This is a genomic window from Mesorhizobium hawassense (genome assembly GCF_003289945.1).
Lineage (GTDB): Bacteria > Pseudomonadota > Alphaproteobacteria > Rhizobiales > Rhizobiaceae > Mesorhizobium > Mesorhizobium hawassense.
Genome location: NZ_QMBP01000015.1, coordinates 1 through 26,049, shown reverse-complemented (window position 1 = coordinate 26,049; position 26,049 = coordinate 1). Strand labels below are relative to the sequence as shown.

24 protein-coding genes, 1 tRNA gene and 1 pseudogene are annotated in these 26,049 nt (G+C 64.9%); 15 read left to right on the top strand and 11 right to left on the bottom strand.

Annotated elements, in window-relative coordinates:
* The first annotated feature begins 270 nt into the window (after nucleotides 1-270).
* The 4 genes from DPM33_RS25950 to DPM33_RS25930 all read left to right on the top strand — a co-directional run bounded on the left by DPM33_RS25950 (nucleotide 271) and on the right by DPM33_RS25930 (nucleotide 5,040).
* On the top strand, nucleotides 271-1,296 hold the full coding sequence (locus tag DPM33_RS25950) for a BMP family protein (protein ID WP_112100254.1): 1,026 nt from the start codon (nucleotides 271-273) through the stop codon (nucleotides 1,294-1,296).
* A 236-nt stretch (nucleotides 1,297-1,532) separates the two neighbouring features.
* Nucleotides 1,533-3,044 (top strand): ABC transporter ATP-binding protein, encoded by a 1,512-nt coding sequence (locus DPM33_RS25940; RefSeq protein ID WP_112100253.1) that lies wholly within the window; start codon nucleotides 1,533-1,535, stop codon nucleotides 3,042-3,044.
* The gene (locus DPM33_RS25935; RefSeq protein WP_112100252.1) at nucleotides 3,044-4,096 is read left to right on the top strand and encodes an ABC transporter permease; all 1,053 of its coding nucleotides are present in this window, start codon (nucleotides 3,044-3,046) and stop codon (nucleotides 4,094-4,096) included. The genes DPM33_RS25940 and DPM33_RS25935 overlap by 1 nt, the downstream gene beginning before the upstream one ends.
* On the top strand, nucleotides 4,096-5,040 hold the full coding sequence (locus DPM33_RS25930) for an ABC transporter permease (RefSeq protein ID WP_112100251.1): 945 nt from the start codon (nucleotides 4,096-4,098) through the stop codon (nucleotides 5,038-5,040). The genes DPM33_RS25935 and DPM33_RS25930 overlap by 1 nt, the downstream gene beginning before the upstream one ends.
* Before the next feature lie 200 nt (nucleotides 5,041-5,240).
* On the opposite strand, the gene DPM33_RS25925 is transcribed toward DPM33_RS25930, so the two are convergent.
* The gene (locus tag DPM33_RS25925) at nucleotides 5,241-6,008 is read right to left on the bottom strand and encodes an SDR family NAD(P)-dependent oxidoreductase (RefSeq protein WP_112100250.1); all 768 of its coding nucleotides are present in this window, start codon (nucleotides 6,006-6,008) and stop codon (nucleotides 5,241-5,243) included.
* 292 nt (nucleotides 6,009-6,300) lie between these two features.
* Here DPM33_RS25925 and DPM33_RS25920 point away from each other — a divergent pair, with 292 nt between their 5' ends.
* Together DPM33_RS25920 and DPM33_RS25915 are read left to right on the top strand one after the other, a co-directional pair.
* Nucleotides 6,301-6,450, top strand: coding sequence for a hypothetical protein (locus DPM33_RS25920; protein ID WP_112100249.1), 150 nt, complete (start codon nucleotides 6,301-6,303; stop codon nucleotides 6,448-6,450).
* 205 nt (nucleotides 6,451-6,655) lie between these two features.
* Nucleotides 6,656-7,594, top strand: a complete 939-nt coding sequence (locus DPM33_RS25915; RefSeq protein ID WP_112100368.1) for an LLM class flavin-dependent oxidoreductase — start codon at nucleotides 6,656-6,658, stop codon at nucleotides 7,592-7,594.
* Between the two features lie 17 nt (nucleotides 7,595-7,611).
* On the opposite strand, the gene DPM33_RS25910 is transcribed toward DPM33_RS25915, so the two are convergent.
* From DPM33_RS25910 to DPM33_RS25900, 3 genes are all read right to left on the bottom strand, one after another.
* Nucleotides 7,612-8,526, bottom strand: coding sequence for a sigma-70 family RNA polymerase sigma factor (locus tag DPM33_RS25910; RefSeq protein ID WP_245442388.1), 915 nt, complete (start codon nucleotides 8,524-8,526; stop codon nucleotides 7,612-7,614).
* Entirely contained in the window at nucleotides 8,523-8,849 is a 327-nt protein-coding gene (locus DPM33_RS25905) for a putative quinol monooxygenase (protein WP_167449224.1), read from the bottom strand. Before DPM33_RS25905 ends, DPM33_RS25910 begins: the two co-directional genes overlap by 4 nt.
* Before the next feature lie 79 nt (nucleotides 8,850-8,928).
* On the bottom strand, nucleotides 8,929-9,600 hold the full coding sequence (locus DPM33_RS25900; protein ID WP_112100247.1) for a cysteine hydrolase family protein: 672 nt from the start codon (nucleotides 9,598-9,600) through the stop codon (nucleotides 8,929-8,931).
* Nucleotides 9,601-9,813: 213 nt separating this feature from the next.
* Between DPM33_RS25900 and exbB the strand changes: the two genes are divergently transcribed.
* The 4 genes from exbB to DPM33_RS25880 all read left to right on the top strand — a co-directional run bounded on the left by exbB (nucleotide 9,814) and on the right by DPM33_RS25880 (nucleotide 13,733).
* On the top strand, nucleotides 9,814-10,752 hold the full coding sequence (gene exbB / locus DPM33_RS25895; RefSeq protein ID WP_112100246.1) for a tonB-system energizer ExbB: 939 nt from the start codon (nucleotides 9,814-9,816) through the stop codon (nucleotides 10,750-10,752).
* A gap of 5 nt (nucleotides 10,753-10,757) precedes the next feature.
* Entirely contained in the window at nucleotides 10,758-11,264 is a 507-nt protein-coding gene (gene exbD, locus DPM33_RS25890; RefSeq protein WP_112100245.1) for a TonB system transport protein ExbD, read from the top strand.
* Nucleotides 11,261-12,256, top strand: a complete 996-nt coding sequence (locus tag DPM33_RS25885; protein WP_112100244.1) for a TonB family protein — start codon at nucleotides 11,261-11,263, stop codon at nucleotides 12,254-12,256. Before exbD ends, DPM33_RS25885 begins: the two co-directional genes overlap by 4 nt.
* 82 nt (nucleotides 12,257-12,338) lie before the next feature.
* A complete protein-coding gene (locus tag DPM33_RS25880; protein ID WP_112100243.1) occupies nucleotides 12,339-13,733 on the top strand; it encodes a multicopper oxidase family protein in 1,395 nt (464 codons plus the stop codon).
* A 48-nt stretch (nucleotides 13,734-13,781) separates the two neighbouring features.
* Here DPM33_RS25880 and DPM33_RS25875 read toward each other — a convergent pair whose 3' ends face one another.
* From DPM33_RS25875 to DPM33_RS25870, 3 genes are all read right to left on the bottom strand, one after another.
* Nucleotides 13,782-15,191 carry an RtcB family protein gene (locus DPM33_RS25875; protein ID WP_112100242.1) on the bottom strand — a complete coding sequence of 470 codons (1,410 nt, stop codon included), beginning with the start codon at nucleotides 15,189-15,191 and terminating at the stop codon, nucleotides 13,782-13,784.
* Between the two features lie 128 nt (nucleotides 15,192-15,319).
* Nucleotides 15,320-15,580 (bottom strand): hypothetical protein, encoded by a 261-nt coding sequence (locus DPM33_RS35925; protein WP_146770323.1) that lies wholly within the window; start codon nucleotides 15,578-15,580, stop codon nucleotides 15,320-15,322.
* A 632-nt stretch (nucleotides 15,581-16,212) separates the two neighbouring features.
* Nucleotides 16,213-17,772, bottom strand: a complete 1,560-nt coding sequence (locus DPM33_RS25870) for a vWA domain-containing protein (RefSeq protein WP_112100241.1) — start codon at nucleotides 17,770-17,772, stop codon at nucleotides 16,213-16,215.
* Nucleotides 17,773-17,980: 208 nt separating this feature from the next.
* On the opposite strand from DPM33_RS25870, the gene rtcR reads away from it, so the two are divergent.
* Nucleotides 17,981-19,582: an RNA repair transcriptional activator RtcR gene (gene rtcR / locus DPM33_RS25865; protein WP_112100240.1), complete on the top strand. Its 1,602-nt coding sequence runs from the start codon at nucleotides 17,981-17,983 to the stop codon at nucleotides 19,580-19,582.
* 10 nt (nucleotides 19,583-19,592) lie between these two features.
* Here the strand turns inward: rtcR and DPM33_RS36385 are convergent, their stop codons facing one another.
* Nucleotides 19,593-19,769 (bottom strand): hypothetical protein, encoded by a 177-nt coding sequence (locus DPM33_RS36385; RefSeq protein WP_167449222.1) that lies wholly within the window; start codon nucleotides 19,767-19,769, stop codon nucleotides 19,593-19,595.
* A gap of 294 nt (nucleotides 19,770-20,063) precedes the next feature.
* Here DPM33_RS36385 and DPM33_RS25860 point away from each other — a divergent pair, with 294 nt between their 5' ends.
* Nucleotides 20,064-23,117, top strand: a complete 3,054-nt coding sequence (locus DPM33_RS25860) for an AsmA family protein (RefSeq protein ID WP_112100239.1) — start codon at nucleotides 20,064-20,066, stop codon at nucleotides 23,115-23,117.
* Nucleotides 23,118-23,637: 520 nt separating this feature from the next.
* Nucleotides 23,638-23,973, top strand: a complete 336-nt coding sequence (locus DPM33_RS25855) for a hypothetical protein (RefSeq protein WP_146770321.1) — start codon at nucleotides 23,638-23,640, stop codon at nucleotides 23,971-23,973.
* Nucleotides 23,974-24,109: 136 nt separating this feature from the next.
* Here the strand turns inward: DPM33_RS25855 and DPM33_RS25850 are convergent, their stop codons facing one another.
* Both DPM33_RS25850 and DPM33_RS25845 read right to left on the bottom strand, forming a co-directional pair.
* The gene (locus tag DPM33_RS25850; RefSeq protein WP_112100237.1) at nucleotides 24,110-24,553 is read right to left on the bottom strand and encodes a lipid-binding SYLF domain-containing protein; all 444 of its coding nucleotides are present in this window, start codon (nucleotides 24,551-24,553) and stop codon (nucleotides 24,110-24,112) included.
* Nucleotides 24,554-24,731: 178 nt separating this feature from the next.
* A tRNA-Ala gene (locus DPM33_RS25845) sits at nucleotides 24,732-24,807 on the bottom strand.
* 165 nt (nucleotides 24,808-24,972) lie between these two features.
* On the opposite strand from DPM33_RS25845, the gene DPM33_RS25840 reads away from it, so the two are divergent.
* Both DPM33_RS25840 and DPM33_RS25835 read left to right on the top strand, forming a co-directional pair.
* Complete coding sequence (locus tag DPM33_RS25840; protein ID WP_112100236.1) at nucleotides 24,973-25,272, top strand: YggT family protein; 300 nt, start codon at nucleotides 24,973-24,975, stop codon at nucleotides 25,270-25,272.
* Nucleotides 25,272-25,583: a DUF167 family protein gene (locus DPM33_RS25835; protein ID WP_112100235.1), complete on the top strand. Its 312-nt coding sequence runs from the start codon at nucleotides 25,272-25,274 to the stop codon at nucleotides 25,581-25,583. The genes DPM33_RS25840 and DPM33_RS25835 overlap by 1 nt, the downstream gene beginning before the upstream one ends.
* Nucleotides 25,584-25,809: 226 nt before the next feature.
* Here DPM33_RS25835 and DPM33_RS25830 read toward each other — a convergent pair.
* A pseudogene (locus DPM33_RS25830) lies at nucleotides 25,810-26,049 on the bottom strand (MurR/RpiR family transcriptional regulator); the annotation flags it as partial.

Here is a 26,049-nt window from a genome sequence, read left to right as displayed (position 1 = left end):
TCCATCAAACGAAGAATGCGACGGTCCAGAACAAGTGTCGGCGCGACCGGCGCCCGTCCTGCACCGTTGCGGCGCTCGAACGTTCCGGCATGGATCCTCGGGTCTGCGCCGCGTCGCTTCGCTCCTTGCTACGCCCGTGGATGACGAACGCAGAGGCGGCAACCAAATTTGACCATGTGGACAAAACTCAGGCGCCGTTCCATAGTCTCTCGTCTGACATTTTTTTGAACGGCCGGCTCGACACGGCCGTCGAGCAGAGGGGAATTTCAAATGGAAAACGAACGCAGCAAAACGCAACGCACGGGCCTGTCGCGGCGCAACGTGCTGGAACTCGGCGCGCTCGGCCTGGCGGCCACCGTGCTGCCCGGCGCGGCCTTCGCCAAGGACAAGAAGCTGAAGGTGGCGGCGATCTTCGCCACGCCGATCGAGGAGCCGTGGGACAACCAGATCCATGTCGCCTTGCAGAAGGCCGAGAAGGAGCTGGGCATCGAATACAAATGGTCGGAAAAGGTGCAGACCGCCGACTTCAGCCGCGTGATGCGCGAATATGCGCAGGGCGGCTACCAGCTGGTGCTGGGCGACGCCTTCGCCGCCGAGCGCGAATCGCGCAAGACCGCCAAGCAGTTCCCGAAGACGGCCTGGCTGTTCGGCTCCGGCGCCGGCCCCGCCGAACCCAATTTCGGCGTCTTCGACAATTGGATCCATGAGCCAGCCTACCTCTCCGGCATGATCGCCGGCAAGATGTCGAAGTCGGGCACGGTCGGCGCGGTCGCGGCGATGGGCATTCCGGAAGTGAACCGGCTGGTCAACGCCTTCTTTGCCGGCGCCAAGGAGGTCAACCCGAACGTCAAGAAGAAGGTCGCCTTCATCGGCTCCTTCTTCGATCCGCCCAAGGCCAAGGAAGCCGCCGTGGCGCAGATCGATGCCGGCGTCGACGTCATCTATGCCGAGCGCTTCGGCGTCATCGAGGCGGCGGTCGAAAAGAAGATCCTTGCCATCTCCAACATGTCCGACCAGTCGAGCCTCGGTCCCGACACGGTCATCACCGGCCCGGTGTGGGACATGTATCCGACGGTCGAGCAGGCGATCAAGCTGGTCAAGGCCGGCGTCTTCACCGCGCAGGACTATGGCGATTTCTCGCGCATGGCCAAGGGCGGCTCCTATCTTGCCCCCTACCATAAGTTCGACAAGACGCTGCCGGCGGAGGTGAAGGACCTGGTCGAGAAGAAGAAGGCCGAGATCCTCGAAGGCAATTTCCGCGTCGACGTCGACGAGAACACGCCGGTTTCGGATTGAGCGCTTCGGCTTGAGGTTGGCGCCAAGCCCCCCTCTCTGCCCTGCCGGGCATCTCCCCCTCGAGGGGGGAGATTGGCGGCTTCGGTCTCGGCGCTTTTCCTGCGACGTAGAACATTGGCAAAAGCCGGCGTGACATCTGATCTCCCCCCTCGAGGGGGGAGATGGCCGGCAGGCCAGAGAGGGGGCCTCGCACTGCCCTCAGCGCTTAGCCGGATCGCAAATCCAGGGATTCACCCTTGTCCGCCCCACTCATCGAAATGCGCGGCATCACCAAGAGCTTCGGCGCCGTCAAGGCGAACGAGGCCGTCGATCTTAGCGTCGCGCCCGGCGAGATCCTCGGCCTTTTGGGCGAGAACGGCGCCGGCAAGACGACGCTGATGAACGTGCTGTTCGGCGCCTATGCGCCGGACGCCGGCGAGATCCTGGTCGAGGGCAAGCCGGTCGCCATCCACAATTCGGCGGACGCTCTGGCCGCCGGCATCGGCATGGTGCACCAGCATTTTCACCTCGCGCCGCGCCTGACGGTGCTGGAAAACCTTCTGATTGGCATTCCGGGAAAATCCGGCCGCATCGACCGCGCCGGCGGACTGGCGCGGCTCAAGGAGATCGGCCGCCAGCACGGATTGAGCCTCGATCCGAACCTGCCGGTCTCGGCACTGTCGGTCGGCGAGCAGCAGCGGCTGGAGATCATCAAGGCGCTGTTTCGCGGCGCCAAGCTTTTGATCCTCGACGAGCCGACGGCGGTGCTGGCGCCGAGCGAGGTCGATGGCCTGTTCGCCGCCTTGCGCTCGATGGCCGCCCAGGGGCTCGGCATCATCTTCATCTCGCACAAGCTGAACGAGGTGCGGGCGCTGACCCATCGCTGCGTCGTGCTGCGCCACGGCAAGGTCGCCGGCCGCGTCGACCATCCGGCAGAAACCACCTCCGCCGAGATGGCCAGGCTGATGTGCGGCCACGAAATCGTGCCGCCCACCAGGGAGGTCTCGACCCCCGGCGCTTCCGTGCTGACGCTCGACGGCATCTCCACCTCGAACCATGCCGGCACGCCACTGCGCGATGTCTCGCTGTTCGTGCGCGCGGGCGAGATCCTTGGCATCGCCGGCGTCTCCGGCAACGGCCAGCGCGCGCTGGCCGACGTGATTTCAGGCATGCTGCCGCCAAGGGTCGGCTCGATGACGATAGCCGGCCAAACGGTCGCGCAATTCTCGCCACGCGCGCTGCAGGCGCTCGGTCTCGGCCGCATCCCTGAGGACCGGATGACGACGGGCCTTGTTACCAACCTGCCTTTGGCCGATTCCATGGTGCTGCCGCGCATTGGCACCGAGGCGTTCAGCCGCAAGGGGCTGCTCAACCCGGCCGCCATCCGCGCCTTCGCCGAGGAGCAGATCAAGGCCTATGACATTCGCTGCCCCGGACCGATGGTGCGCGCCGGCGCGCTGTCCGGCGGCAATCTGCAGAAGGCGCTTTTGGCGCGCGAGCTCGCCTTCGATCCGAAAGTGCTGATCGTGTCGCAGCCGACGCGCGGCCTCGACATCGGCGCTGCCCGCTTCATCCACGAAAAATTCCTGGCTATGCGCGCCAAGGGCTGCGGCATCATCGTCATCGGCGAGGACCTCGAGGAACTGCTGATGCTCTCGGACCGCATCGCGGTGATGTATGAGGGTCGCATCGCCGGCACGCTCGACAGCGCCGACGCTACCGTGGCAAGGCTCGGCCTGATGATGACCGGCGCGGAGGGCCACGCCTGATGTTTCGCCTCGAAGGCCGCACCTCGACGCCAGCCTGGTTCAATCTCGCTTTGCCGCTCATCGCCATCGTCGCCACGCTCATCCTGTGCAGCGGCCTGATCGCGATCGCCGGCGCCGGCGTCGCCGATGCCTATGGCGTCATGCTGTCGGCTTCGCTCGGCGACAGCTACGCCATCACCGAAACGCTGGTACGCGCGGCACCGATGATCTTCACCGGCTTGGCGGTTGCCATCGCCTTCCGCGCGAAATTCTGGAACATCGGCGCCGAAGGGCAGTTGCTGGCCGGCGCGGTGGCAAGCTGCTTCGTCGGCGCGATCCCGATGCCCGGTTACGTTGCCATGCTTTTGATGGCGCTGGCCGGCGCCGCCGCTGGCGCTATCGTCGCGCTGGTGCCGGCCACGTTGCGCATCAAATTCAAGGTCGACGACGTGGTGAGCTCGTTGCTGCTCAACTCGGTCATCTATTACGCGCTGATGGCGCTGATCGAAGGGCCGTGGAAGGATAGTTTCAGCGGTTATCCGATCTCGCCGCCGATCGAGGATTCGGCCGATTTCCCGGTGCTGATCGAAGGCACCCGCCTCCATGTCGGCGTCATCGCCGCGCTGATCGCCGCACCGCTGTGCTGGTTCCTGATCGCCCGCTCCACGCTCGGCTTCCGCATCCGCGTCACCGGCGAGAACCCGGAAGCGGCGCGCTATGGCGGCATCAACGTGCAGCGCGTGCTCACCTCCGCCGCGCTGCTCTCCGGCGCGCTGGCGGGCTTGGCCGGCGTCGGCGAGGTCGGCGGCGTCCACTTCCAGGTGATGAGCGACATATCGCCGGGCTACGGCTATTCCGGCATCGTCGTTGCGATGCTGGCCAGGCTCAACCCGCTCGGTGTGGTGCCGGCGGCGATCTTCCTCGCCGCCGTCATGACCGGCGCCGAAGCGATGTCGCGCGCCACCGGCGTGCCGGCCTTCCTCAGCGACGTCATCCAGGGCACGGCGCTGCTTGCCATGCTGGTCGCGCTGCTTTTCACCGCCTATCGCATCCGCCGCGTGGGAGCATCCTGATGAGCGCGGTGTTCGAGCAGATTTTCCAGATCGGCTTCCTTGCCGCGATCATCCGCATCGCCACGCCGCTCGCTTTCGCCACGCTCGGCGAAATGTTTTCCGAGCGCGCCGGCGTGCTCAATCTCGGCATCGAAGGCATCATGTTGCTCTGCGCCATGGCCGGATTCACCGCCGCCAGCTTGAGCGGCAGCCTGTGGCTGGGTGTGCTGGCGGCCGTGCTCGTCGGTGCGTTGATGGGCGCGCTGCATGCGTTCTTCACGGTGGCGCTGGGCTTGAGCCAGCATGTCTGCGGCATCGGCGTGACCTTGTTCTCATCCGGCCTTGCCTATTTCCTCTACCGGCTGATCTTCGGCCAGCAATCGGTGCCGCCGAGCATCGACGGATTCAAGCCGGTGCCGATCCCGCTGCTCTCGGACATACCGGTGCTCGGCCCTGCGGTGTTCAACCAGTTCACGCTGGTCTATCTCGCCATAATCGCCGTCCCGCTCGCTGCCTTCGTGCTCTACCGCACGCCCTGGGGCCTGTCGGTGCGCATGGTCGGCGAAAACCCACGCGCGGCGGACTCGGCCGGCGTCAGCGTCATCGCCACGCGCTTCCAGGCGGTGATCCTCGGCGGCGCGCTGATGGGCCTTGCCGGCGCCTTCCTCACCATGGCGCAGTTCAACGCCTTCACCTTCGGCGTCGTCTCCGGCCGTGGCTGGGTGGCGATCGCGCTGGTCGTGTTCGGCCGCTGGGATCCATGGCGCTCGGCCGGGGCGGCGCTGCTCTTCGCCTTCGTCGATGCGCTGCAATTGCGCATGCAGGCGAGCGGCCTCGGCCACATTCCCTATGAAGCCTTCCTGATGCTGCCCTTCATCTTCACCATCGTCGCCATGGCGTTCATGTCGCGCAACGCGGTCGCGCCGTCGGCGCTGCTGAAACCGTTCCGGAGGGAGGAGCGGTAGAGGACTTGGCGCTCTTTCCTCTCCCTCCGGAGGGGGGAGAGGTGGCGCTGCGAAGCAGCGACGGAGTGGGGGAACCACCTGGCAACCGCCGCCGACGGATGCGTAAATCTTCTCGCACCGCGCCGAGAGTCGACCCCCACTCCGTCGAGCTGCGCTCGACACCTCTCCCCCGATCGACGGGGGAGAGGAAGGGCGACGCCTCACATCGCGGTGAACGCGTTGTCCACGAACAGATGCGCGCCGTTGACGAAGCTCGATTCGTCGCTGGCCAGGAACAGCGCGGCCTTCGCCACCTCTTCCGGCTCGCCGATGCGGCCCTGCTGCGCGGCCATGGCGGCGTCGGAGACGTCGACGCCGAGCTTGCCGAGATCGGCCACCTCGCGCAGGCCATGCGGGGTGCGGATGAAGCCGGGGCAGACTGCGTTGCAGCGGATGTTGCGGTCGCGGAACTCGACCGCGATGGCGCGGGCGAACATGTGGCAGGCGCCCTTGGTGGTGTCGTAGAGCACTTCGTTCGGTGTCGCCGCCACCGCCGAGATCGACGAGGTGCAGACGATCGACCCGCCGCCAGCGGCGATCATCCCGGGCAGCACCGCGCGCGTCATCAAAAACATCGAACGCACATTGACGGCATGCAGCCAGTCCCACTCCTTGAGCGTCGTCTCCAAGAAGGGTTTTATGACGATCGTGCCGGCGTGATTAAATAGCACCGTGACCGGCCCTAGCTTTGCCGTCGCCGCTTTCACCGCCGCTTCCACCTGCGCTTCGTCCGAAACGTCGGCGACGAAATGCTCCGCGACATGGCCGCGTTCGCGGATCGCCGCCGCGGTCTTGCCGGCCGCTTCGCCATTACGGTCGATGATCGCCACCTTGGCGCCTTCGGCGGCGAACAGCTCGGAGGCCGCCCCGCCCATGCCTGTCGCGCCGCCCGAAACGATGGCGACCTTGCCCACCAGCCTTCCACTCATTTTTTCTCTCCTCCCGCTGAATATCGGTGAGGCGATGCTATCCGTCATGCGTCGGATGGCCAAGGCCGCCCGCTTGATTGGATGTTGTGCCTGTGATGCCCGCAACGGTCGATCTTCAGGCCTTTGACCCCTGTTGCCAGGCGCCCGGAAGTCGGCTCTGCGGCACTGACCGTGAGTATGAAAAACCACGATCCGCACCATTTCGACAATGTCGTTCCACAAATCGCCGAAAAATAGCACTCGACAAAGTCTACTAACTTTATAGATTAATGGTCGCGACGGAGGATCGACAATGTCCTACATTCAGAACGCCCAACGCAAAGGCCAGAGGCTTACCGCCGACCAGAGCTGGAGGCCCGCCTATGGCGGCACGTTCGCCTACCTCGTCTTCGCGCTGGCATTCGTGTTCACCGGCGCCGTCGTCTTCGGGATCATCCCCTGAGTGAGTCGGGGCCAGAGCAATTCCGGGAAAAGTGTGAGCGGTTTTCCGTCAGGAATTGCGTAAAAACAAAGGCCCCGCTGTCCAAAAATCTGCGTTGAGTAATCGGAGCTGAAGACTGGCTGCGGCCGGCGCGCTGCCGCGCGCCGACGCACGGATTTTGTTCGGGTTCGGAGCGGGGCGACCCAACGTGATGGAGGAGATGGCAATGCCGATCGAGTTCACGCATGTTCCAGACAAGCCTGCCAATGGCAGCTTCTTCTATGACTTTGCCGAGACGGCGACCAAATTGTCGCCGATCGAGGATGCCGGCTTTCGCAAGCTGGTCATCGACGATGCGGCAGGCCTGCTCACCAATATGGACATCGCCGCCCAGACGCTCGAGCGCACCGGCTCGCTCGAAGTGGTGCTGACGCATTGGGCCGGCGTGATCGAACCGACGGTCGCGGCAACGCAGCTCGCGGCGCTCGATCGCCGGGGTGGCGGCCGCCTGTCGCTTCGCATGCTGAGCGAACCGCTGGAAGACAGCGATGCCGAGGCCCGGCCGATCGGCCACAGCGTGGTCTGGCAGCGCATCGACGAATATCTGGTGTTGTTGAAGCGGCTGTGGTCGAACGACTGTCCCTTCGACCATGAAGGCGCCTTCTACAGCGTCCGGGGTGGCTTCGTGCCGCGCAAGGGGCCGCATGGCGCCGACCTCGTCATCCGCCTCGGCGGCCAGTCCGGCACGGCGCTGAAGGTCGCCGGCAAGCATGCCGATGTCTTCGAGCTCGCCGCCGGCTCGCCCGACGAGGTGCGGCAGTTGATCGAACGTGCGCGCAGCGCCGCCTCCGAGCACGGCCGCGGCGGCAAGTTGCGCTTCGCGCTTCCGGTCCGCATCCATGCGGACGGCTGGAGCGGCACCCCGGATCACCGGGCGGTCGAGATTGCCGGCCCGCCGGCGCGGCTCGCTCTGGCGCTTTTGCCCTATGCCGCGCTCGGCATCGAGGAGTTCATGATCAGCGGCATCGACCGTCCGGGCGAGATCGCCCGCATCGGGCGCGAGACGATCACGCTGGTCGCGAATTCGCTAGCGCGGCGCGAGGCGGAGATCCCGCAGCCCGGTGCGTTTGCCGCGCATCCCTTTGCGGAACACCGCGCGGGCTAGGGTATGATGCCGGGAAGTCACTTCACATCGGAGTAATCCAGGCCGTCCATCACATAATCCGCGAACAGGAAGTCGCGGATGCCGGCAATCCGGCCGTCCTCCCAATGGATGAGGATGAAGTAGCGCGGCGGCCCGTCCGGACGGGCCGGACTGGTGACCAGGATGGCGGGCCGGCCTTCGACGATACCGGTCGTGAAATGCCAATGCGTTTCGTCGGCATAGCGGCCGAAGTAATTGCCGACATATTCCTTGCCGTCGGCGCGCAGGCGGTTGACCAGCTCGAGCTTGACGTCCGAGGCGAGAAGACCGCGCAGGCCATCGAAGTCCCGGGCGTTGAAGGCGGCCACATAGTCGCCGAGGCGCCGCATTTCTTCGCGGTTGAGCGCCGGGCGGGGCGACGGCGTGCGCGGTGCGGCCGACAGCTTGCGCAGGCTATCGCGGCCCCGCTGCAGCGCGCCCTTGATCGCGGTGTCGGAGGTTTCGAGGATTTCGCCGATCTCCTCCAGGCTGTGTCCGAGCACGTCCTTCAGGACGACCGCGCATCGTTGCGCCGGCGGTAGTTGCATCAGTTCGGCCAGGCTCGCCTCGGCGGCAATGCGTGCATCCAGCGCCGGATTCTCGTCGGCGATCGTGTCGAGCTCGACCTCGCTTTCGCGCCCGCGCGAGCGGGCCCGCTTGCGCAGGAAATCGAGCGCCGCGTTATGCGCGATGCGAAACAGCCAGGGTTCGGTCTTGTCGGGCATGTCGCCATTCCTGATCGCCACGAAGCCTTTGGCCAAAGCCTCCTGGACGATGTCCTCACCATCGATGACCGATCCCACCATGCGCGACGCGTAGCGGTGCAGCTTGGCTCTGAGCAAAGCGGCATCGCGCTCGAAAGCGCGAAGCCGAGTCTCGGTCCCCGCAACGGATTGATCCTGCGAACCCGTCACGCAACCTCCTGGTCTTCGATCCCGCCCGTGTGGGAATAGGTGGTGTGGCCCATCACGCTCTCGCCGGCGGCGAGCTCGACGATGCTCTTCATGTACGCGCCAAAGCGCGGATCGCTGCGGAAGGCCGCGATGTCGTCGGCCGAGCGCCACTGCGAAATGTTGGCGACCTTGCTGCCGTCGCCGCCGACGACCACGGATGACGACAGCGAGCCTGGCTGCTTGCTGAAGAAGCTCCGCGTGCCCTCGGCTAAGGTCTTGGCCAGTTCCTGCTGCTTGCCAGGCTTGGCGGTGAAGACGTTGATCAAGGTCACTGTGGTCGACATGGCTTGGCTCCGTTGATTGGTTACGTCCTTCAAGACGAAGGCGGAACCGGAAACGGAACGGTGGCTTGAAAAAAGATCTTCAGCTGGCATCCGCAAGCCGCGACAGCCCGGCGATGACGGCAGCCGAATCCGCCAGCGCGCCGAAGACGCCGTCCTCGACCGTCACCATATGCAGCGCCGCCTCGTGGGCATATCGGTCGCCGCTGGCGCAGGCATCCGAAATCGTCAGGCACTGAAAATTGCGGTCGCAGGCCTCGCGCAACGTCGTGTGCACGCAGACATCCGTCGTGCATCCGGTGAACATCAGATGCGTGATGCCCCGCGCGCGCAGCACCAGTTCCAGATCGGTATAGGTGAAGGCGCCGTTGCAGGTCTTGTCGACGACGATGTCTTGCGGCGCGACCTCGATGTCCGAAACAATCTGGAAACCGGGGCCGGAGCGCAGCAGCACGTCGGTGCCTTCGAGCCCGGCGCGCTGGCGCCGCCATTTCTCGTAAGCCGTCATGTCGGCCATGTCGGCGCGGTAGCCCTGTCTGGTGTGGACGATGGTCAAGCCCGCGGCGCGGGCGGCTTCGATCAGCCGGTTCACCGCCGGCAGGATCGCTCTCAGCGGCGACGGATCATAACCCTTGCGGGCGAAATAGCCGGTCGGCGACAGGAAATCCTCCTGCAGGTCGATGACCAGCAGCGCCGTGTTTTGGGGCACCAGCCTGCCGTCATAAGGAAAGTCGAACGGTGTCGCCTTGATCATTGGCCAGCCTGCTTTGGTTGCTGAGCGCATCGTGCCCAGCAACCGTCTTGTCGTCCAGACCTCACCGCGTGGCGGGCGTCGCCAAATTGTTGATCAAAGTGGTCACTTTTATAGTTGACTTGCAATGTCATGTTTCATAGTCAACCGGGCATGGCCGCCTGGCGTCTTGATGCAGGGCGGCCCTGCGTTGCAATGATGAAGCGAGGACGAGTCTTGTCCCGAAACCGTCTCTTGGCGGCGCTGGCCGCGTCGCTCATTCTTTCGGCAGGTATCGTTGCGGCGCAGGAACAACCGGCGGCGCCTGCGCCGGTCGACCGGGCGCCGGCCACACCGACCCTGCAAACACCCGCGGCACAAACACCCGCGGCACAGGCGCCGGCCGCGCCAGGAGGCGCCCAGCCGGCTCTGAACGGCGCCATCGGCGAAGAACCCTCCATCTCGCTGACGCTGCCGCATGACCTGTCCCCCTGGGGCATGTTCATGAATGCCGACATCGTCGTGAAGGCGGTCATGGTCGGGCTGGCCTTCGCTTCCCTCGTCACCTGGACGATCTGGCTCGCCAAGTCGCTCGAGGTCTTCGGCGGCAAGCTGAAGGCCCGGCGCGCCGCCGATGCCATCGGCAACGCCGCGACGCTGATGCAGGCCGGCCGCGAACTTGGCCACAGCGGCGGTCCCGGAGCACTTCTGGTATGGGCGGCCGAGGAAGAACGCGCGCTTTCGGCCGGCGCGCTCGACCATACGTCCGGCGACGGCTTCAAGGAGCGTGTCGCCTCCAGGCTTTCGCGCATCGAGACGGCAGCGTCCCGGCGCATGTCGCGCGGCACCGGCCTGCTCGCGACCATCGGCTCGACGGCGCCCTTCGTCGGCCTGTTCGGCACCGTCTGGGGCATCATGAACGCCTTCATCGGCATCTCGCAGGCGCAGACCACCAACCTGGCGGTGGTGGCGCCGGGCATTGCCGAGGCGCTGCTCGCCACTGCCATGGGTCTGGTCGCGGCCATTCCCGCGGTCGTCATCTACAACGTCTTCGCGCGCTCGATAGCCGGCTACAAACAGATCCTCGCCGACGCTTCCGCCGGCGTCGAGCGCCTGGTCAGCCGCGATCTCGATTTCCGCACGGTGCCGCCGGCAGCGGCGATGCCGGCGGAGTAGCGGCGATGGCGGCGCGGATACGCGAGACCTCCGGCGAAGATCTCGAGGAAAGCCACGATATCAACGTCACGCCGTTCATCGACGTCATCCTGGTGCTGTTGATCATCTTCATGGTCGCGGCGCCGCTTGCCACGGTCGACGTCAATGTCGACCTGCCGGGTTCGACAGCGACGCCCGCCCCGCGCCCCGAGACGCCGCTCTTCCTCACCCTGAAAACCGATCTCACGTTGGCGGTCGGCAATGACAGCGTGCCCCGCCAGGCCTTTGCCGGCGTGCTCGACGCCCGCACCAAGGGCGACAGGCAGACGCGCATCTTCCTGCGCGCCGACAGAAAAGTCGGCTATGGCGATCTGATGGAAGTGATGAACCTGCTGCGCGCCGCCGGCTATCTGAAGGTCGCCCTGGTAGGGCTCGAAACGGTATCGGGCCGTGCTGGTGAGCAGGGCACGCCCGGAACTCCGGCGGCCGGCGCGAACGCCGCGCCGGCAGCGGGTGGAGGTTCGGCGCCATGACGCTCGCCGTCCTTTCCCGGATTTCCCAGCCGCGCCTCGGCCTGCGCGAGGCCGGTCTGTGGACGAGCGCGGCTGCGATCATCCTGGCCGCGCATGTGGCGGTCGCCTATGCGGTGCAGGACCTGAGTTTCGCCGAAATACCGGATGGTGGTCCGCCGCCGGCGCCGGCGGTCGAGATGGCGCCGCTGGTGATCGCGCCTGCGGTGCCGGAAGAGACGGCCATGCTGGACACGGTAACGCCGGAGCCGGCCGACGCGGCCGAGATGACGGAAAAGCCGGCCGAGGTGAAACCGGTGACCGACCCGTCGCCGGAGCAGCTGGTCGAGCAGGCAGAGCCGGTTGCCGAACCGCCGACCGATGCCGACAAGGCGCAAGAGGCCGAGCCTGCCGAACAGACAATGGCGGCGCTGAGCGATCAGCCGCCGCTGGAAGAGGTCGTGCCGGACCCTGCCGAGGCGATCGCGCCCGACGTCGTCATTCCGCTGCCCAAGCCGAAACCTGTCGAGGCGGAGGTGAAGACGCCGAAGCCGGTCGAAGCCAAAAAAAGGAAGGCCGAGAAGAAACCGCTCGAAAAGCCGAAAGAGCGGCCGAAGAAGGAAAAGGCACCGCCCCCCAAAACGACGATCACCGCCAGCATCGACGCCAAGGCTGCGGCCAAGGCGGCCGCGCCGCAGTCCACCGCCAATGTCGCGCGACGATCAAGCGTCAGCCCGTCGCGCTGGAATTCCAGCCTGGCGGCGTGGATCAGGCGGCACACGCGCTATCCGAGCCCGGCGCGCTCCAGGCGGGCCGAGGGCACGCCGAGCGTCACCTTTACGGTCGATACGTCCGGTAGGGTCGTCTCGGCCCGGCTGGCGCGATCCTCGGGCGACGGCGATCTCGACCGCGCGGCCCTCGCTGCCTTGCAGGGCGCCTCGGTGCCGGCGCCGCCGGCGGAGCTCGGCGCCCATGTCACGCGCACGGCTCCGTTCGTGTTCAGCTTACGGGACTAGGCCGGCGCGACGGATGATGATAGGCGGCTGACCGGTTAAGCTTTATCCAGAGGCGCCGCACGACCCTGCCGACCGAAATCAAATGACGATACTAACCCGCCGCAATCTCCTCAAAACCGCCGCTGTCGCCGGGCTCGCCGGAACCGGCGCCGCGGCCATCGGCAGGTTGACCGGCTTCGCCGCAACCACGCCCGGGCCGCTGGTGCTGAAAACCGCCAGCATCGAGGCGCAACTTATGGACGGCGCGCCGACGAAGAACGTGCTGACCTACAGCCAAGCCGGCATGCCGCCGGTCGTCAGGATGCGAAAGGGTGAGCCGTTCGCCGCGCGGCTGATCAACGGCATCGATGATCCGACGACCATCCACTGGCATGGCATCCGCGTTCCCAACAGGATGGACGGCGTGCCGTTCCTGGTGCAGCCCTACGTCTATCAGGGTGACCATTTCGACTATGCCTTCACCCCACCCGATGCCGGCACCTTCTGGTACCACCCGCATTGCAACACGTTGATCCAGATGGGTCACGGCCTGACCGGCGTGATCGTGGTCGAGAACCCGAAGGACCCGGTTTTCGATGCCGAGATGGTCGTCAACCTGCGCGACTGGCGGCTCGGCGACGACGGCCAGTTCATCGAACCATTCAGGCCGCGCGACGCGGCCAAGGCCGGCACCTTCGGCACAGTGCGCACCGCCAACTGGCTCGACCAGCCGCAATTCGACGCGCCCACCGGCGGTCTGGTGCGGCTGCGCGTCGCCATCACCGACGTCACCCGCATCTACGCCTTCCGCGTCGACGGCGCCGAGGCAACGGTCATCGCGCTCGACGGCAACCCTGTGCCGCAACGCTTCACACCGGATGCCCTGCAGCTCGGACCCGGCCAACGGCTCGAGCTTGCCGTCCGCATGCCCGACGACGAAGGCGCGATCGTCAGCCTGCGCGACGTACGCGGCACCAAGCCGAAAATCCTGGCGACGCTGCGTTCGGTCGGCAAATCGCTCAAGCGCGATCTTCGCGAACTCGGCCCCCTCGAAGCCAATCCGGTGGCGGAGGTGGACGTCGCCGCGGCCAAGCGCATCCCGCTGGCGCTGAGCGCAACGGCCGAAAACGTGCCGGCCGACGGCACTTGCGGCTCGCTCGGCTATAGTTTCTGGGCGATCAACAAGGTGCCGTGGCCGGGCGACACGCCCGACCCAACGGCGCCGCTGGCGGAGTTGAAGCTCGGCCAAAGCTACATCATCGATATGGAAAATCTGACGCCGCACACGCACCCGATCCACCTGCACGGCATGAGTTTCAAGGTTCTGTCGTCCTCGACTCGCGCGGTCCAGTCGCTCGTCTCCGACACCTATCTGATCCAACCCGACGAGAAGGTGCAACTCGGCTTCGTCGCCGACAATCCGGGCGACTGGCTGCTGCATTGCCACATCATCGAGCACCAGAAGACCGGCATGACGAGCTATCTTCGGGTGGCGTGAACAGAGTTTGGGCGCGGACACCTCTGCCCGCGCCCGTGCTGATGGCGGCTATTGCCTGCGCGCCTCGGCCTCGCGCCGCTCCTTCTTCTTGCGCCACGGCGCATTGGCTTCCCAGTCGCCGGCCATGATGCAGCCGTAAGGCAGCACCTCGTCGACGATTTCCGCCAGGCCGAAATGCTCGATCTGGCGGCGCATCGAAGTCGCGTTCTTGTAAGCGCTGGGCAGCTCCGAAATGTCGGTCACCCCGCTGAAGAAGCGGGCATCGATACCTTTGGTCTCCTCGGCGAAGATCTCGGCATCGCTGCGCCCGGCCTGCATGCGCCGGTGCTGGGTGCGCGAGAAATTGCGCCCGGCGCCATGCGGCGAGAAGCCGAGGCCGTTTTCGGCGTTCTTGCCGCGCACGATCAGCACCGGCTCCGCCATGTTGAGCGGGATCAGCGTCAGATCGGTCGCGTCGTCGGCCCAGTCGTCGAAGGCCGGCGTGGCGCCCTTGCCGTGGTAGAACAGCCCGTCCGAGCGGCGGAAGACGAAGTTGTGCTCGTTCCAGAACCGGTCCGAGACCTTCGCCGACAGCTTCTCGGCCGCCAGATCATGGATGAGCATATGGTTGCCCTTGGTCCATTCGCGGATCACCTGCAGGGCTTCCCAATACTCATCGCCTTCCCGCGTGTCGGCCGGAATCCAGGCGTTCTGGGGCAAGGTTTCCGGCGACAGCGTCCGGCGCACGCCTTCGGCGATCTTCATCCCCTTGTTATAAAGCCGCGCGCCCGGCGCGCGCGACCCGTGATGGGTCACCAGCGCCGTCTCGCCGCTCGACTTCAGCGTGCCGACATAGGCGAAATGGTTGCCGTCGCCCTGCGTGCCGAAATGCTCGATCGCGGCACTGGTCAGATCACGCAGCAAAGGGTTGGCCTCGAAACGCGCGAAGACCTCCTTGGACGGCCGGAACTGCTGGCCGCGCTGGCGCCCGCCGGGCCCGAAATGGGTCACGGCATGCACGGCGTCGAGCAGCGCGGCCGGCGCCACGCCGGGAAACACCGAGATCGCCATCGAGCAGCAGATATCGGCCGAATGCATGCCCGGATGGATGCCTTCGGACACGGCAACGCCGCCGACCGGGATAGTGCCGGGCGACCCCGCCGGGCAGGCGTCGGGCATGATGGCGCCGGCGCGGACCACGGGCGTGCGCATCAGCTCGGTCATGCTGCGGGTGACCGCCTCGACATTGGCGGCCTCATGCTGGTTTTCGGCCTGGATATTGAGATGCAGCGGCAGCGCACCGCCGGCATGAAGCGGCAGCGCCGGGGGCGGCGCGAAGCCGCGCGCAGCCTCGATCGCATCCTCATGCGATCCGCCCTGCTCCAGAACGCCGTTGGCCGCAACGAGCGCCCGGGCAAACCACTTGCCCTGCTGCATTCCGGCGTCGATCAAATCCTGTCCGCTTACGATCTCGGTCATGTCTTTCACTTTCAACTGCTCTGCACTCTGCAGATTTCGGTCTGGCGACAAGGGTCGGCAAGACAATTACTGAGCTACCGTCCAACCCAAGGATGGACGAGGATGAATCAAACACCCGACCTTCCGCCTCAATGAAGCGGATGCTCTATCCGGTAGTCCTGCCTGCATTCGCCATTCGCTTTCAAGTTTCCACTCATTCCATAGGCAGGCGACAAGTCGATGCGAGAAACCGGATCGATCCGTGGATCGACGGGTGGATTTGAACCACCTGGTTGCCAGATGTATTCCCGCAGGCATTCGCCCTGTTTAGTCGGCTGGCGACAAGGATCGGCAAGACGACGCTTGACTGCGCCACCCCGCTCCGTGGAGCGAGAGAGTGATTTGAACACCCGACCTCCCGCCTTTCAGCGGGCGCGCTACCTGTAGTCCTGCCTGCATTCGCCATTCATTCGTCTCGCCGCGGCGACAAGGGAGGATGAAACCCGGGAGTCCCGCTCGTGCCAGAGAGCGCCGCCAAGGTGAGGAGTCGAACCTCACGGAGCATCCCATTCTTTGGAGCTGTAGTTCCATCCGGCATTCGCCGCGGTTGTTTCTTGTGAGGTGTGACGACAAGTCTGTTGTGAAACTGCCTTTCTGTTCTACCGACTGAACTACGGAGCCGATTGGCAGCTCCGGCGGGAATCGAACCCGCGACACGAAAGTTAGGATGTAGTTCCACAGGCATTCGTCACGCCTTCGATCTCTATTCTCCTTATTCACCTGCGGCCAAGCCGCGAAAAAGTCGTCGGGCATGACGACAAGGGTGATGAAACATCTCCCTGCCTTGCGGCAGGGTCCTGCTCTATCCACTGAGCTACGGGTCCATAGCTGTCCTGCGAAGCTCGAAAAGCAAAGCAGGATGGCGGACCCGACGGGATTCGAACCCGCGACCTGGAGGGTAACAGCCTGTAGTTCCATCGGCATTCGTCATGCCCTGCGATTTGGCTTGCGGTGCCGGCGGACGCGCCGCCGGCACCATTTCTCAAAGCTCCACCGCCTCGATCGTGCGCACCCAATGGTCCGGGTCGCCGCCGGAGGCGAGCATCGTGCCGACCACGTCGAAGACGCGGTCGGAGAAGCCGCCGACATTCAGGACGTCGGCGCCACTCTTCGCCTGCGTGGTGGCGTAGGGCTGGATGTCGATGCAGACCAGCTTGGCCTTCGGGTTGTGCACCTTCAGCTTCTGCCATTCCTGCATCGTCGCCGTGCCCTGATACGCGTTCTGCGTCGCATCCACGCAGGACTGGTTGTCCGAAACGAACACCACCAGGTCGACCTTCGCCTTTTCGCGCACCAGCCGCGCCAGCGGCGCCGAGCAGTTGGTTCCGCCGCCGCCGATGGCCGCCAGCTTCGCCGCGTTGGTCATCACCGTGTCGCGAGCGTTGAGGTGGACATCCACCACATCGTTCTCGAACGGCAACACCCTCGCCGTCGGGTTGCGGCGCAGCAGCGCGGCGGCCACCAGGGCAGCCACGTCGATGCAGCGCACGGCCGAGGTCGCGCCCTTGCGATAGCCGGTCGCCGGCGAGGCCATCGATCCCGAAACGTCGGGGCAGACGACCACATTGCCTTCGACCCGCGGCACGTTGCCGAGCGCGACTTCCATCGCGTCCTGCAGCGCATCCTTGACCACCCCGGGCACACCCGCCTCCGCCATGGTGAAGGCCACCATCAGCTGGTACGGGAACACCCTGGCGCGCCGGACCTCGTCCGGATCGCTGAGGCGCGCCGCGAGCTTCTCGGCAAAACCCTCCACCTCGAACACGCCGTTGCGCGCGAAGCTGTTGAGGTTCTGCCGCAGCATCTGCCAGCCGGCCGTCTCGGCGATCTGCACCCAATGCTCGCGCGACAGCGGCATCGAGGTCAGCATCTGGAACGGCACTTCAGGCACCGGCAGCGACGGATCGCGTTTGAAGGCCTCGAAAGCCTTCAACACATCCGGCAGCGCGGCGACATCATGCGGCTTGCCGATGAGATAGCCGTAGAGCGCTTCACCCGAAGCCGAGGCCGGCTTCGGGTGAACCATCTTCACGACATCGGCCAGCGACGGGTCGTTGCCGACCGCGGCACGCACGATCTCGAAGTCCGACGCATGCTCGAGCCACGCCTGGACGAGGCGCTTCGGCCGCGAGCCGAGCGACTTGCGGCCGGTGGCGCCGGAGCGCATCACCTGCACGAAGTTGCGCAGCATCTTGCCGTTGCGCACGATGCGGGCGAAAGCGCGGTTGAACCCGTCGCCCTGCATCAAGGACAGCGCGGCCAGCAACAGCGCCGGCATGTCCTTCATGTAGCCCTGCTCGAAAGCATGGACGGCGGTCTTCGCCAGAAAGGCTGGTTCGACCTGCCAGGCAAGCTTCAGCACCTCGTCGAGCTGCTCGCGCGGCTCGGCATAGAATGTGGCGTTGAACGTTCCCGTCGCCGCCAGCTGAGCCAGGGCCTGCTCGGGCGACAGGCGGTAAGCCTGGGCGCCCTCATGGTTCCTGGCGTCAGCCGGCGGGAGCAGCTTTCCTGCAAACGTCGCAAACACAGATTTGTTTGCCATTGTCGTGATCCTTCTTGTCAACGCCAGGACCATTACAAGCCGCGTGCCAGTTTGAGCGCGGGGGAGCCGGGAGTGCTCGCTGAATTCGATAAGCTATTGTTTTTTAACAAGATAAAAATTCATACGTTGGAGCGACTGTCGCGAAGGCTATTTCCGATCACTCCGATATATGATACATGCATATCAATCTTTATACATTGAGATAAGAATGAGACGACGGGTAGCGATCGGCATACTGGGCACCACACTCGACGCCAGCGGCCGTGAGGACCGCTGGAAAAGATGGCGGCCGACGGTGGCGCTCTGCCAGCAGCCGGGTCTGTTCATCGACCGGCTGGAGCTGATCCATGGCGACAATTCGGAGCGGCTGGCGAGGCAAGTCATCGCCGACATCGAGGAGGTCTCGCCGGCGACGGAGGTCAGGCGGCATGTGATCCCGATGAAGGATCCCTGGGACTTCAGCGAGGTCTATACGGGCCTGCGCGACTTCGCCCGCGCCTATCCCTTCGACCCCGAGAAGGAAGATTATCTGGTCAACATAACCACCGGCACGCATGTGGCGCAGATTTGCTGGTTCCTGCTGACCGAAGCGCGCTTCATTCCGGCGCGGCTGCTGCAGCTTTCGCCGCGCAAGGAGGCACGCGACGATGTGTCGGGCAGCCATTCGATCATCGATCTCGACCTGTCCCGCTATGACGCGATCGCCACCCGCTTCGCCGCCGAGCGCGACGAGGCGACCTCGTTCCTGAAATCCGGCATCGCCACCCGCAACCCGGCCTTCAACCGCATGATCGACCAGATCGAGAAGGTGGCGATCCGCTCGCGCGCGCCGGTGCTGCTGACCGGCCCGACCGGCGCCGGCAAATCGCAGCTCGCGCGGCGCATCTATGAGCTGAAGAAGGCGCAGCGCCAGGTGTCGGGCGGCTTCATCGAGGTCAATTGCGCGACGCTGCGCGGCGACCAGGCGATGTCGACGCTGTTCGGCCATGTCAAAGGCGCCTTCACCGGCGCGCAGAACGAGCGTGCCGGGCTGATGAAGTCGGCCAACAAGGGCGTGCTGTTCCTCGACGAGATCGGCGAGCTCGGCCCAGACGAACAGGCCATGTGCCTGCGGGCGATCGAGGAAAAGCGCTTCCTCCCCGTGGGCGCCGACCAGGATGTCACCTCGGATTTCCAATTGCTTGCCGGCACCAATCGCGATCTCTCGATCGACGTGAAGGCGGGAAAATTCCGCGAGGACCTGTTCGCGCGGCTCAACCTCTGGACGTTTCAGCTGCCGGCGCTGCGCGACCGCAAGGAGGATATCGAACCCAACCTCGAATTCGAGCTGCGCCGCTTCGGCGAGCGCGAGGGACAGAACGTCACCTTCAACAAGGAGGCGCGCGAGCTCTACCTGAAATTCGCCGTCGCGCCGGAGGCGCAATGGCGGGCGAATTTTCGCGACCTTTCCGCGTCCGTGACGCGCATGGCCACGCTTGCCCCGCTCGGCCGCATCAACGAGGAAGCCGTGCGCGACGAGATCGGGCGGCTTGGCCAGCTCTGGCGTGACGGCGGCAGCGGCGACAACGATCCGGACGTACTGCTGCGCGACGTGCTGGGATCCGACCGGCTTGCGGAAATCGATCCGTTCGACCGCGCTCAGCTCGCCACGGTGGTCGCGGCCTGCCGCGACAGCAGCTCGCTCAGCGCCGCCGGGCGACGGCTCTTCGCCGTCTCGCGCCTGAAAAAGACCAGCGGCAACGATGCCGACCGGCTGCGCAAATATCTGATGCGGTTCGATCTGAGCTTCGAGGACCTCACCCGGCCATGAAGCGCCGGCGTTACTTCGATCGCCTGTCGCGTCGTTGCGCGAAACGCCCCTCGCCGTCCGTCCCGGGCCTTTCCTTGCCGGCTCCGGTCCGGGCGCGCGGCGCATCCATCAGGTTTCTGACCTTGGCATTGTTGTGAGCCTGGATGACCGCGCGGCTGAAATGAAGCAGGAACCCGAGCACTGACATAGGCACTTCCTCCATTGGATTGGCTGGTATGTCGGCGGGTGCTTGATGAATGCGCCCGGTCTGTTACGCGAGGATGGCTCGGAGGACGGCTGATCGTTTCCAAATGCGCGTGCTTCGAAACATTTGCATGCAAATGGGCCGGCCGTGAGGGCCTGTGGCGAAGCGTCGGCGACCCCGTGGACCGGTCCGAAAACTCGTCCGGCGCAAAGCCCGTGGTTCGGCAGGATTCAGTCGGGCGCCGGAAGCATGTATGCTCAACGATACTGATTCTTCCGATCGTTTTGGCTGGTCGATGTGAGAAAAATCGTCGCTGCACTCACCGTAACTGTAGTCCTTGTCGTCGGACTGCTCTTCCTTTTGCCCGCTCTTGTCTCAACCGACTGGGTTCGTGCCGAGTTGAGCCGGCAATTGTCGTCCGCGACCGGAATGACCATTCGGCTGGACGGACCGGTCAGGCTGTCGTTGCTGCCCAAGCTGGCGGTGGTGGCGGACGATATCTCGCTCTCGACCGGCACGGGCGACGTCGCGATATCCGCGCCGCGGTTTTCGACGTCGATAACCTTGTCGTCGCTATGGTCGAAAAAGCTCGAGATACAGTCCGTCGCGCTGACGGAACCGACGATCACTTTCGAGGCTTCGGCGAACGCGGAGCCAGCTCCGGAACCGAAGGATGTCCAGGCCGATCCGTTTGCGGCGATTGTCGACACGCTTGAGCGACTGGCGATCAACCAGCTGACCATAACGAATGGCACCCTTACCTCGGGCGCTTCGACCGGCAAGTCAGCCACGGTGACGGCAATCGACGCCGATCTCAGGGTTCCGGACCTCGACCGGGAGGCCTCGTTTTTATTGGCTGGAACCAGCAACGGCCGTCGCATCGAAATGAGCGGAAGTCTTTCCGCGTTGCGGCCGATCCTGCGCCAGCTCCCAGCCCAAATCACCGTCGAGGCGCGGCTCGACCCTGCGCCGGTTGCCAAATTTTCTTCGTTGCGGGCGAGCGGCGAGATTCAGCTCAACGGCAATGGCAGTTATCAGATCAAGGGCGGAAAGTTCGATATCGGCGACCAGAGCTTCCAGATGGACGCGCTCTTCCAGCCTGGGGCGCGGCATCACTTCTTCGCCGACCTGGCGGCCAAGCGCGTCGATATCGACGCCTTGGGCGATATTGGAAAGGGCGGTTCCAGCGCGGGCAAACCCCAGACCGGTTCCGGAGAGCCCGGCCTTGCCATGCTGGCCGCTTTCGATGCCGACATCAGCGTGACAATCCATGAATTGGTCGGCGGCAAGATACGGGCCTCCGACGTCCAGCTCGCCGCAACGCTGAGCGACGGGCAGCTCGAGGCAAAGCTGGAGCACTTTATCCTCGACGCGGGAAGCCTCACCGCGAAAGCCTCGACGAATGTCGGTGAAACGCCTCCGACCATAAGGGGCAATATTGCGAGTTCAGGGCTCGACATCGGCTCATTGGCGAAGCTCGCCGGACAATCCGTGCCGCTGTCCGGCAAGCTCACGGCCGATATGGGGTTCGCGTTTCGCGGGCTCACCGCCGAACGCATCCGCGGCAGCGTCAATCTGCAGGGAACGGTCGGGATCCGCGAGGGCAAGCTTCCGCTTGCGGCACTTGCCGATGCCAAGGACCGAACGGCCAACGATATTACCGGACTCAATCTTGACGCGAAGGTTCGCGATATCGGCAAGCCTGTCGATGTGACGGGCAAGCTCGCCTGGCGGGGACAGGCCGTTGCGTTCAAGTCGCAGATCGCGCCCGCATCCTTTCTTGGCCGTGCCTCTGTTGCCGACGCATTCGGGCCGATCAGCCTTTCGGTTTCCTCCAAATATCTCGAAGGCAGCATAAACGGCGTTGCCAGGGGTGGCGGCACGTTCAAGGGCCAGATCTCGGCCACATCGCCCTCGGTCGACAAGCTGATGCAATGGCTGGGACAAGGCGCATCCCGCAATCTGCAAGACTTTGCCTTCAAGGGCGATGTCGATGCCGGCCCGAAGCAATTCTCCTTCCAGAAGGCCTCCGTCGCCTTGAACGGCGTCAAGGCGACGGGGCAAGGCTCGGTGAAACTGGGGCAGGTTCTCACCATCCGCACGTCGCTCAATTTCGCGAAACTCGACTTTGCAGCGCTCGCCGGCGGCGGCGGGGCCTCGGCTGGCGGCAAACAGAAGCCGGGCGGGGCAGCCGACGCTCCGGCCGATCTTTCCTTCCTCGAGGGAATTGATGCCAGGATCGAGGTCGCGGCGGACAAACTCGGCTATGGCAAGGTTTTCGCGGGGCCGGTCGCAACCGTCCTGACGGTGGCCGACGGCAAGGCTCACCTGAATGTGCCGCAAAGCCCCTTCTACGGCGGCACGATTGCCGCGGAAATGACCGCCGACGGCTCCGGCGATACCGCTTCCCTGGATCTGAACACCGCAATCGCCGGCGCGGCCGCGGCTCCCTTGCTTCATGACGCGGCGGATTTCGACCGCATCGAAGGAACGCTCGAGGCGACGGTCGCGGTTTCTGGCTCGGGAAGGACCACGAAATCGCTTGCCCGTTCCCTGACCGGCAAGGCGGCGACGAAATTCAGTGACGGCGCCTTCCGCGGCATCGACATGGCGGAGGTCTACAACAATTTGGTCGGACTGCTCGCCGGCGGTTTCAAGCAGGACCAGGCCAAGAAGACGACGTTCACGGAACTCGGCGCCTCATTCGCGATCGTGAACGGCGTCGCGCAGACGACGGACATCAGCCTGCTGGGCCCGCTGCTGCGGATGAACGGCTCGGGCAAGATCGATCTCGCCGAGCAGACGCTCGACATGCGTCTCAATCCCCGCGTCGTCGCCTCGCTTGCCGGGCAAGGTGGCGACGTTGCCGTGAAGGGCATCGGGGTGCCGATCGTGGTCCAGGGCCCGATCTCCGCGCCCCGAGCCTATCCGGACCTCAGCGCGCTGGCGAAAGACCCGCAGGGCGCGCTGGACATGCTGGGGCGCCTCGGGTTGCCGACCGGAAAACTGAAACTCGACAAGCTGATCCCGGGTGCAAACGGCGACGGCAAGGGAGCGGCGGATCTGATCGGCGATCTTCTGCAAAATGCCGCGCCCCGGCCCAAAGCGCCGCCAGCCGCTCCGAAAGCAGCCGCGGCGCCAGCCAGCGGAAGCGCGGAAGACGTGCCGCCAGACAACGGCAGTACGGAAAATGCGCCGCCGCCGAGTTCGAACGCGGGTAGCGAGACGGAAGCCGAGGCTGCCGCGCCGGCGGTGGAACCTGCCCCGGTCGACCCGCAAGCCGCCCCTGCTTCGCCTGAAGCGCCAAAGAAGGGGGAAATAGACACGCTTCTCGATCAGCTGGCCAATTAGTTCCCCTACACAGGGGTTTTGAAAGGGGTTGGTTGAAGCCGCCTCAACGTCGTCATTCTATGGCGGAGCAAGGAGCGAAGCGACGCGGCGCAGACCATAGAATCCATGCCGCGATTTCGAAGCGCCGCCCGGGTTGCAGAATTTTGCTCCGTTGCACTCCTTGGCGAAGGTAACGGCATGGATTCTAGGGTCTTCGCGACGGAGCTTCGCTCCTGCTCCGCCCTAGAATGACGAAGGGGGGTGGGCATTCGGCCAATCTCCAACGCATGCCACCTGCCAACGCAAACAGAGCCGACCGGTCAAAATCCCTGTGCAGTCCCACCAGCGTTGTAGGGTAGCCTCCGCTCGCGGGATGGTATGAAAGACAACGGTCGCTCTCGTGACTTCAGCCTGACGCCGGCGCAATACATGACCTAACGCTCATATGTGCGGCCGAAAACCAAAGTGATTTCGACCGCCGCAAATCGCCCCCAATCAGGACGTTCTTCCGGCCCCGTATCTGGAGAGTTGGAGAGGCCCGATGAAATTACCTGTTCTTGCCCTTGCCGGGACCATGCTGGCGGTGATGCCAGCGGCAGTCCAGGCGGCGCCTATGATTGGCGTGCCGGCCAGAAATAGCCTGGTGCAGGAGGCGCGTGTGACATGCGCTTATCTGACCGAGGACGGCTACTGCGTGCGGCCGCACAAGAAGCACAAATACTGGAAGCGGCACCACTACTACCGCGCTTACCGCACCTATGCGCCGCAGCCGCCGGACGAGGATTACTGGCGCTATCAGCGTCCGCGGCCGATTATCCGGGTCGTTCCGAACTACCCGCGGCAGGACGAAGACAATTGGGATGATTGGGACGACTGAGCTCGTCTAAGCCCCGGAGCCGCGCTCCGTTTGCCAAGCGGCCTGTTCTCGGTCGCTTGGCCCGCAGTGGCCGGCATTCGGCGCCCAGGCAGCGCCTTTGCCGGTCCATCCACGAAGAGCGGGCGATGCGAACCCCCTACCGCTTCAGCGCGATGCTGATGCCGCTGAGATCGGCATTGACCTGCAGGCCGACCTGCCTGCCGGTGAGCTCGAGCTGGGCGCCCTTGTCGTTGGTCATGACGATCACCTGGGCGCCTTTGCCGAGCGCGCCGCCACCGCCGGCCGCACCGTAGACGCCCGTCACGTCGCTGGCGCGGCGGATGTGGCGCACCGTGCCCTGGAAATACGTCTTGGAAGCCCCGAAGGCGAGGCCGCCCGAGACGCCGCCGACCGAGATCGGATAGCGTTTGCCATGGAAAGTCAGCGTGCCTTCGCCGCCGGAGCCGCCGATGAAGAAGGCCGCCTTGTAGACCGAGAAGCGGATCGTGCCGCTGTCGGCATGCGCGGCGCTGGCAATGCTCATGCCCGCGACGGCAATTGCCGCGACCGCGACGGAACGGAACCTGGACGAAATCAGCATGATGGAACTCCTTGAGCATCGCCGCTTGCCCAGCCGGCCGGGCATGTCAGCTTCGTGTCGGAACATAGCTGAACAGTCTCGGCCCGTCATTGGTTCCGGGCGCACGGCCTGAAATCCGGCAATCACAAAATGCTGAGTGGAAAGGCAAAGCCGATACGAAGCAAACACTTGCGCTGGCTGGTGGAGCTGAGGGGGATCGAACCCCTGACCTCATCATTGCGAACGATGCGCTCTCCCAGCTGAGCTACAGCCCCGTTCCAGCGGATCGGCTTGTATCGGTCGCGGCCATTTGATGTCAAGGCGAAAGACCGTCGGACGACAGGCGCTATGGGCTGCGGGCCTTGCCCGCTCACCAAGCCCGCGGGCCTTGCCCGCACGCCAAGCAATGGCTACATGTCGGCGACAATTTGGAGACCGGCATGATCGCCCTTATTCAGACCATCGTCATGGCGCTTGACATCTACTGGTGGATCATCATCGCCTCGGCGATCTTTTCCTGGCTCTACGCCTTCAACGTCGTCAACTCGCGCAACCAGTTCGTCGGTACCATCGGCAACATGCTCTATCGGCTGACCGAGCCGGCATTGCGCCCGATCCGCCGCTTCATGCCCGATCTCGGCGGCATCGACATTTCGCCGATCATCCTGCTGCTGATCATTTTCTTCATCCGGCAGTTTCTGGTCACCACCGTCTGGTCCTGGGTCGTGACCGGCGGCTGATGAGCACGCCATTTCGGCTGCGCGAGAACGGCATCGACCTCTTCGTGCGGCTGACGCCGAAGGCGGCGCTCGATCGCATCGACGGTGTCGAGGCGACCGCCGATGGCCGCAGTCATCTCAAGGCGCGCGTGCGCGCCGTGCCGGAGAATGGCGCCGCCAACGCGGCGCTGGAACGAATGATGGCCAAGGCGCTGGGCGTTCCCGCGTCGGCCGTTTCGGTGGTTGCCGGCGGCACCTCGCGGCTGAAGACGCTGCGGATACTGGGTGATGCGGCTGAGCTGGCGAAGAAGGTTGAGGCCTTTTCCAAGTAATCGAGGACTGAGACGTAGGCGGGACAGCGCCCCTCTCTGTCCTGCCGGACATCTCCCCCACTTGGGGGGAGATTGGCAGCTTCGACGCCCCGTTCATTCTGCAACGTTGGAGATTGGCGAAAGCCGGCGTCACATCTGATCTCCCCCCAAGTGGGGGAGATGTCCGGCAGGACAGAGAGGGGCGCGAAGGATCGCCAACCTCGACGGCACAAGCCTCTGCAACCGCTCAATCCCCCAGCGGCAGCCTCGGATCGTCCACCTTCAGCGTGTTCACGCTCTGCTTGATGCGGCGCAGGTTCTCCAGGACTTTCGGCCCGCGCGATTCGGCCACCGTGGTCGCGATCATGTCGACGATGGCCAGCAGCGCGTAGCGCGACGAGGTCGGCTTGTAGATGTTGCCGTCCTCGACGGGCTGCAGCAGGATGACCGTATCGGCGACCTTGGCCAAAGCCGAATCCGGCGCCGT

Bases quoted from the DNA above. Each gene is read 5' to 3' on its own strand.
- DPM33_RS25950 (WP_112100254.1), top strand. From the start codon at position 271: ATGGAAAACGAACGCAGCAAAACGCAACGCACGGGCCTGTCGCGGCGC.
- DPM33_RS25935 (WP_112100252.1), top strand. From the start codon at position 3,044: ATGTTTCGCCTCGAAGGCCGCACCTCGACGCCAGCCTGGTTCAATCTC.
- DPM33_RS25930 (WP_112100251.1), top strand. From the start codon at position 4,096: ATGAGCGCGGTGTTCGAGCAGATTTTCCAGATCGGCTTCCTTGCCGCG.
- DPM33_RS25925 (WP_112100250.1), bottom strand. From the start codon at position 6,008: ATGAGTGGAAGGCTGGTGGGCAAGGTCGCCATCGTTTCGGGCGGCGCG.
- DPM33_RS25920 (WP_112100249.1), top strand. From the start codon at position 6,301: ATGTCCTACATTCAGAACGCCCAACGCAAAGGCCAGAGGCTTACCGCC.
- DPM33_RS25915 (WP_112100368.1), top strand. From the start codon at position 6,656: ATGCCGATCGAGTTCACGCATGTTCCAGACAAGCCTGCCAATGGCAGC.
- DPM33_RS25905 (WP_167449224.1), bottom strand. From the start codon at position 8,849: ATGTCGACCACAGTGACCTTGATCAACGTCTTCACCGCCAAGCCTGGC.
- DPM33_RS25900 (WP_112100247.1), bottom strand. From the start codon at position 9,600: ATGATCAAGGCGACACCGTTCGACTTTCCTTATGACGGCAGGCTGGTG.
- exbD (WP_112100245.1), top strand. From the start codon at position 10,758: ATGGCGGCGCGGATACGCGAGACCTCCGGCGAAGATCTCGAGGAAAGC.
- DPM33_RS25885 (WP_112100244.1), top strand. From the start codon at position 11,261: ATGACGCTCGCCGTCCTTTCCCGGATTTCCCAGCCGCGCCTCGGCCTG.
- DPM33_RS25880 (WP_112100243.1), top strand. From the start codon at position 12,339: ATGACGATACTAACCCGCCGCAATCTCCTCAAAACCGCCGCTGTCGCC.
- DPM33_RS25875 (WP_112100242.1), bottom strand. From the start codon at position 15,191: ATGACCGAGATCGTAAGCGGACAGGATTTGATCGACGCCGGAATGCAG.
- DPM33_RS25870 (WP_112100241.1), bottom strand. From the start codon at position 17,772: ATGGCAAACAAATCTGTGTTTGCGACGTTTGCAGGAAAGCTGCTCCCG.
- rtcR (WP_112100240.1), top strand. From the start codon at position 17,981: ATGAGACGACGGGTAGCGATCGGCATACTGGGCACCACACTCGACGCC.
- DPM33_RS36385 (WP_167449222.1), bottom strand. From the start codon at position 19,769: ATGTCAGTGCTCGGGTTCCTGCTTCATTTCAGCCGCGCGGTCATCCAG.
- DPM33_RS25855 (WP_146770321.1), top strand. From the start codon at position 23,638: ATGAAATTACCTGTTCTTGCCCTTGCCGGGACCATGCTGGCGGTGATG.
- DPM33_RS25850 (WP_112100237.1), bottom strand. From the start codon at position 24,553: ATGCTGATTTCGTCCAGGTTCCGTTCCGTCGCGGTCGCGGCAATTGCC.
- DPM33_RS25840 (WP_112100236.1), top strand. From the start codon at position 24,973: ATGATCGCCCTTATTCAGACCATCGTCATGGCGCTTGACATCTACTGG.
- DPM33_RS25835 (WP_112100235.1), top strand. From the start codon at position 25,272: ATGAGCACGCCATTTCGGCTGCGCGAGAACGGCATCGACCTCTTCGTG.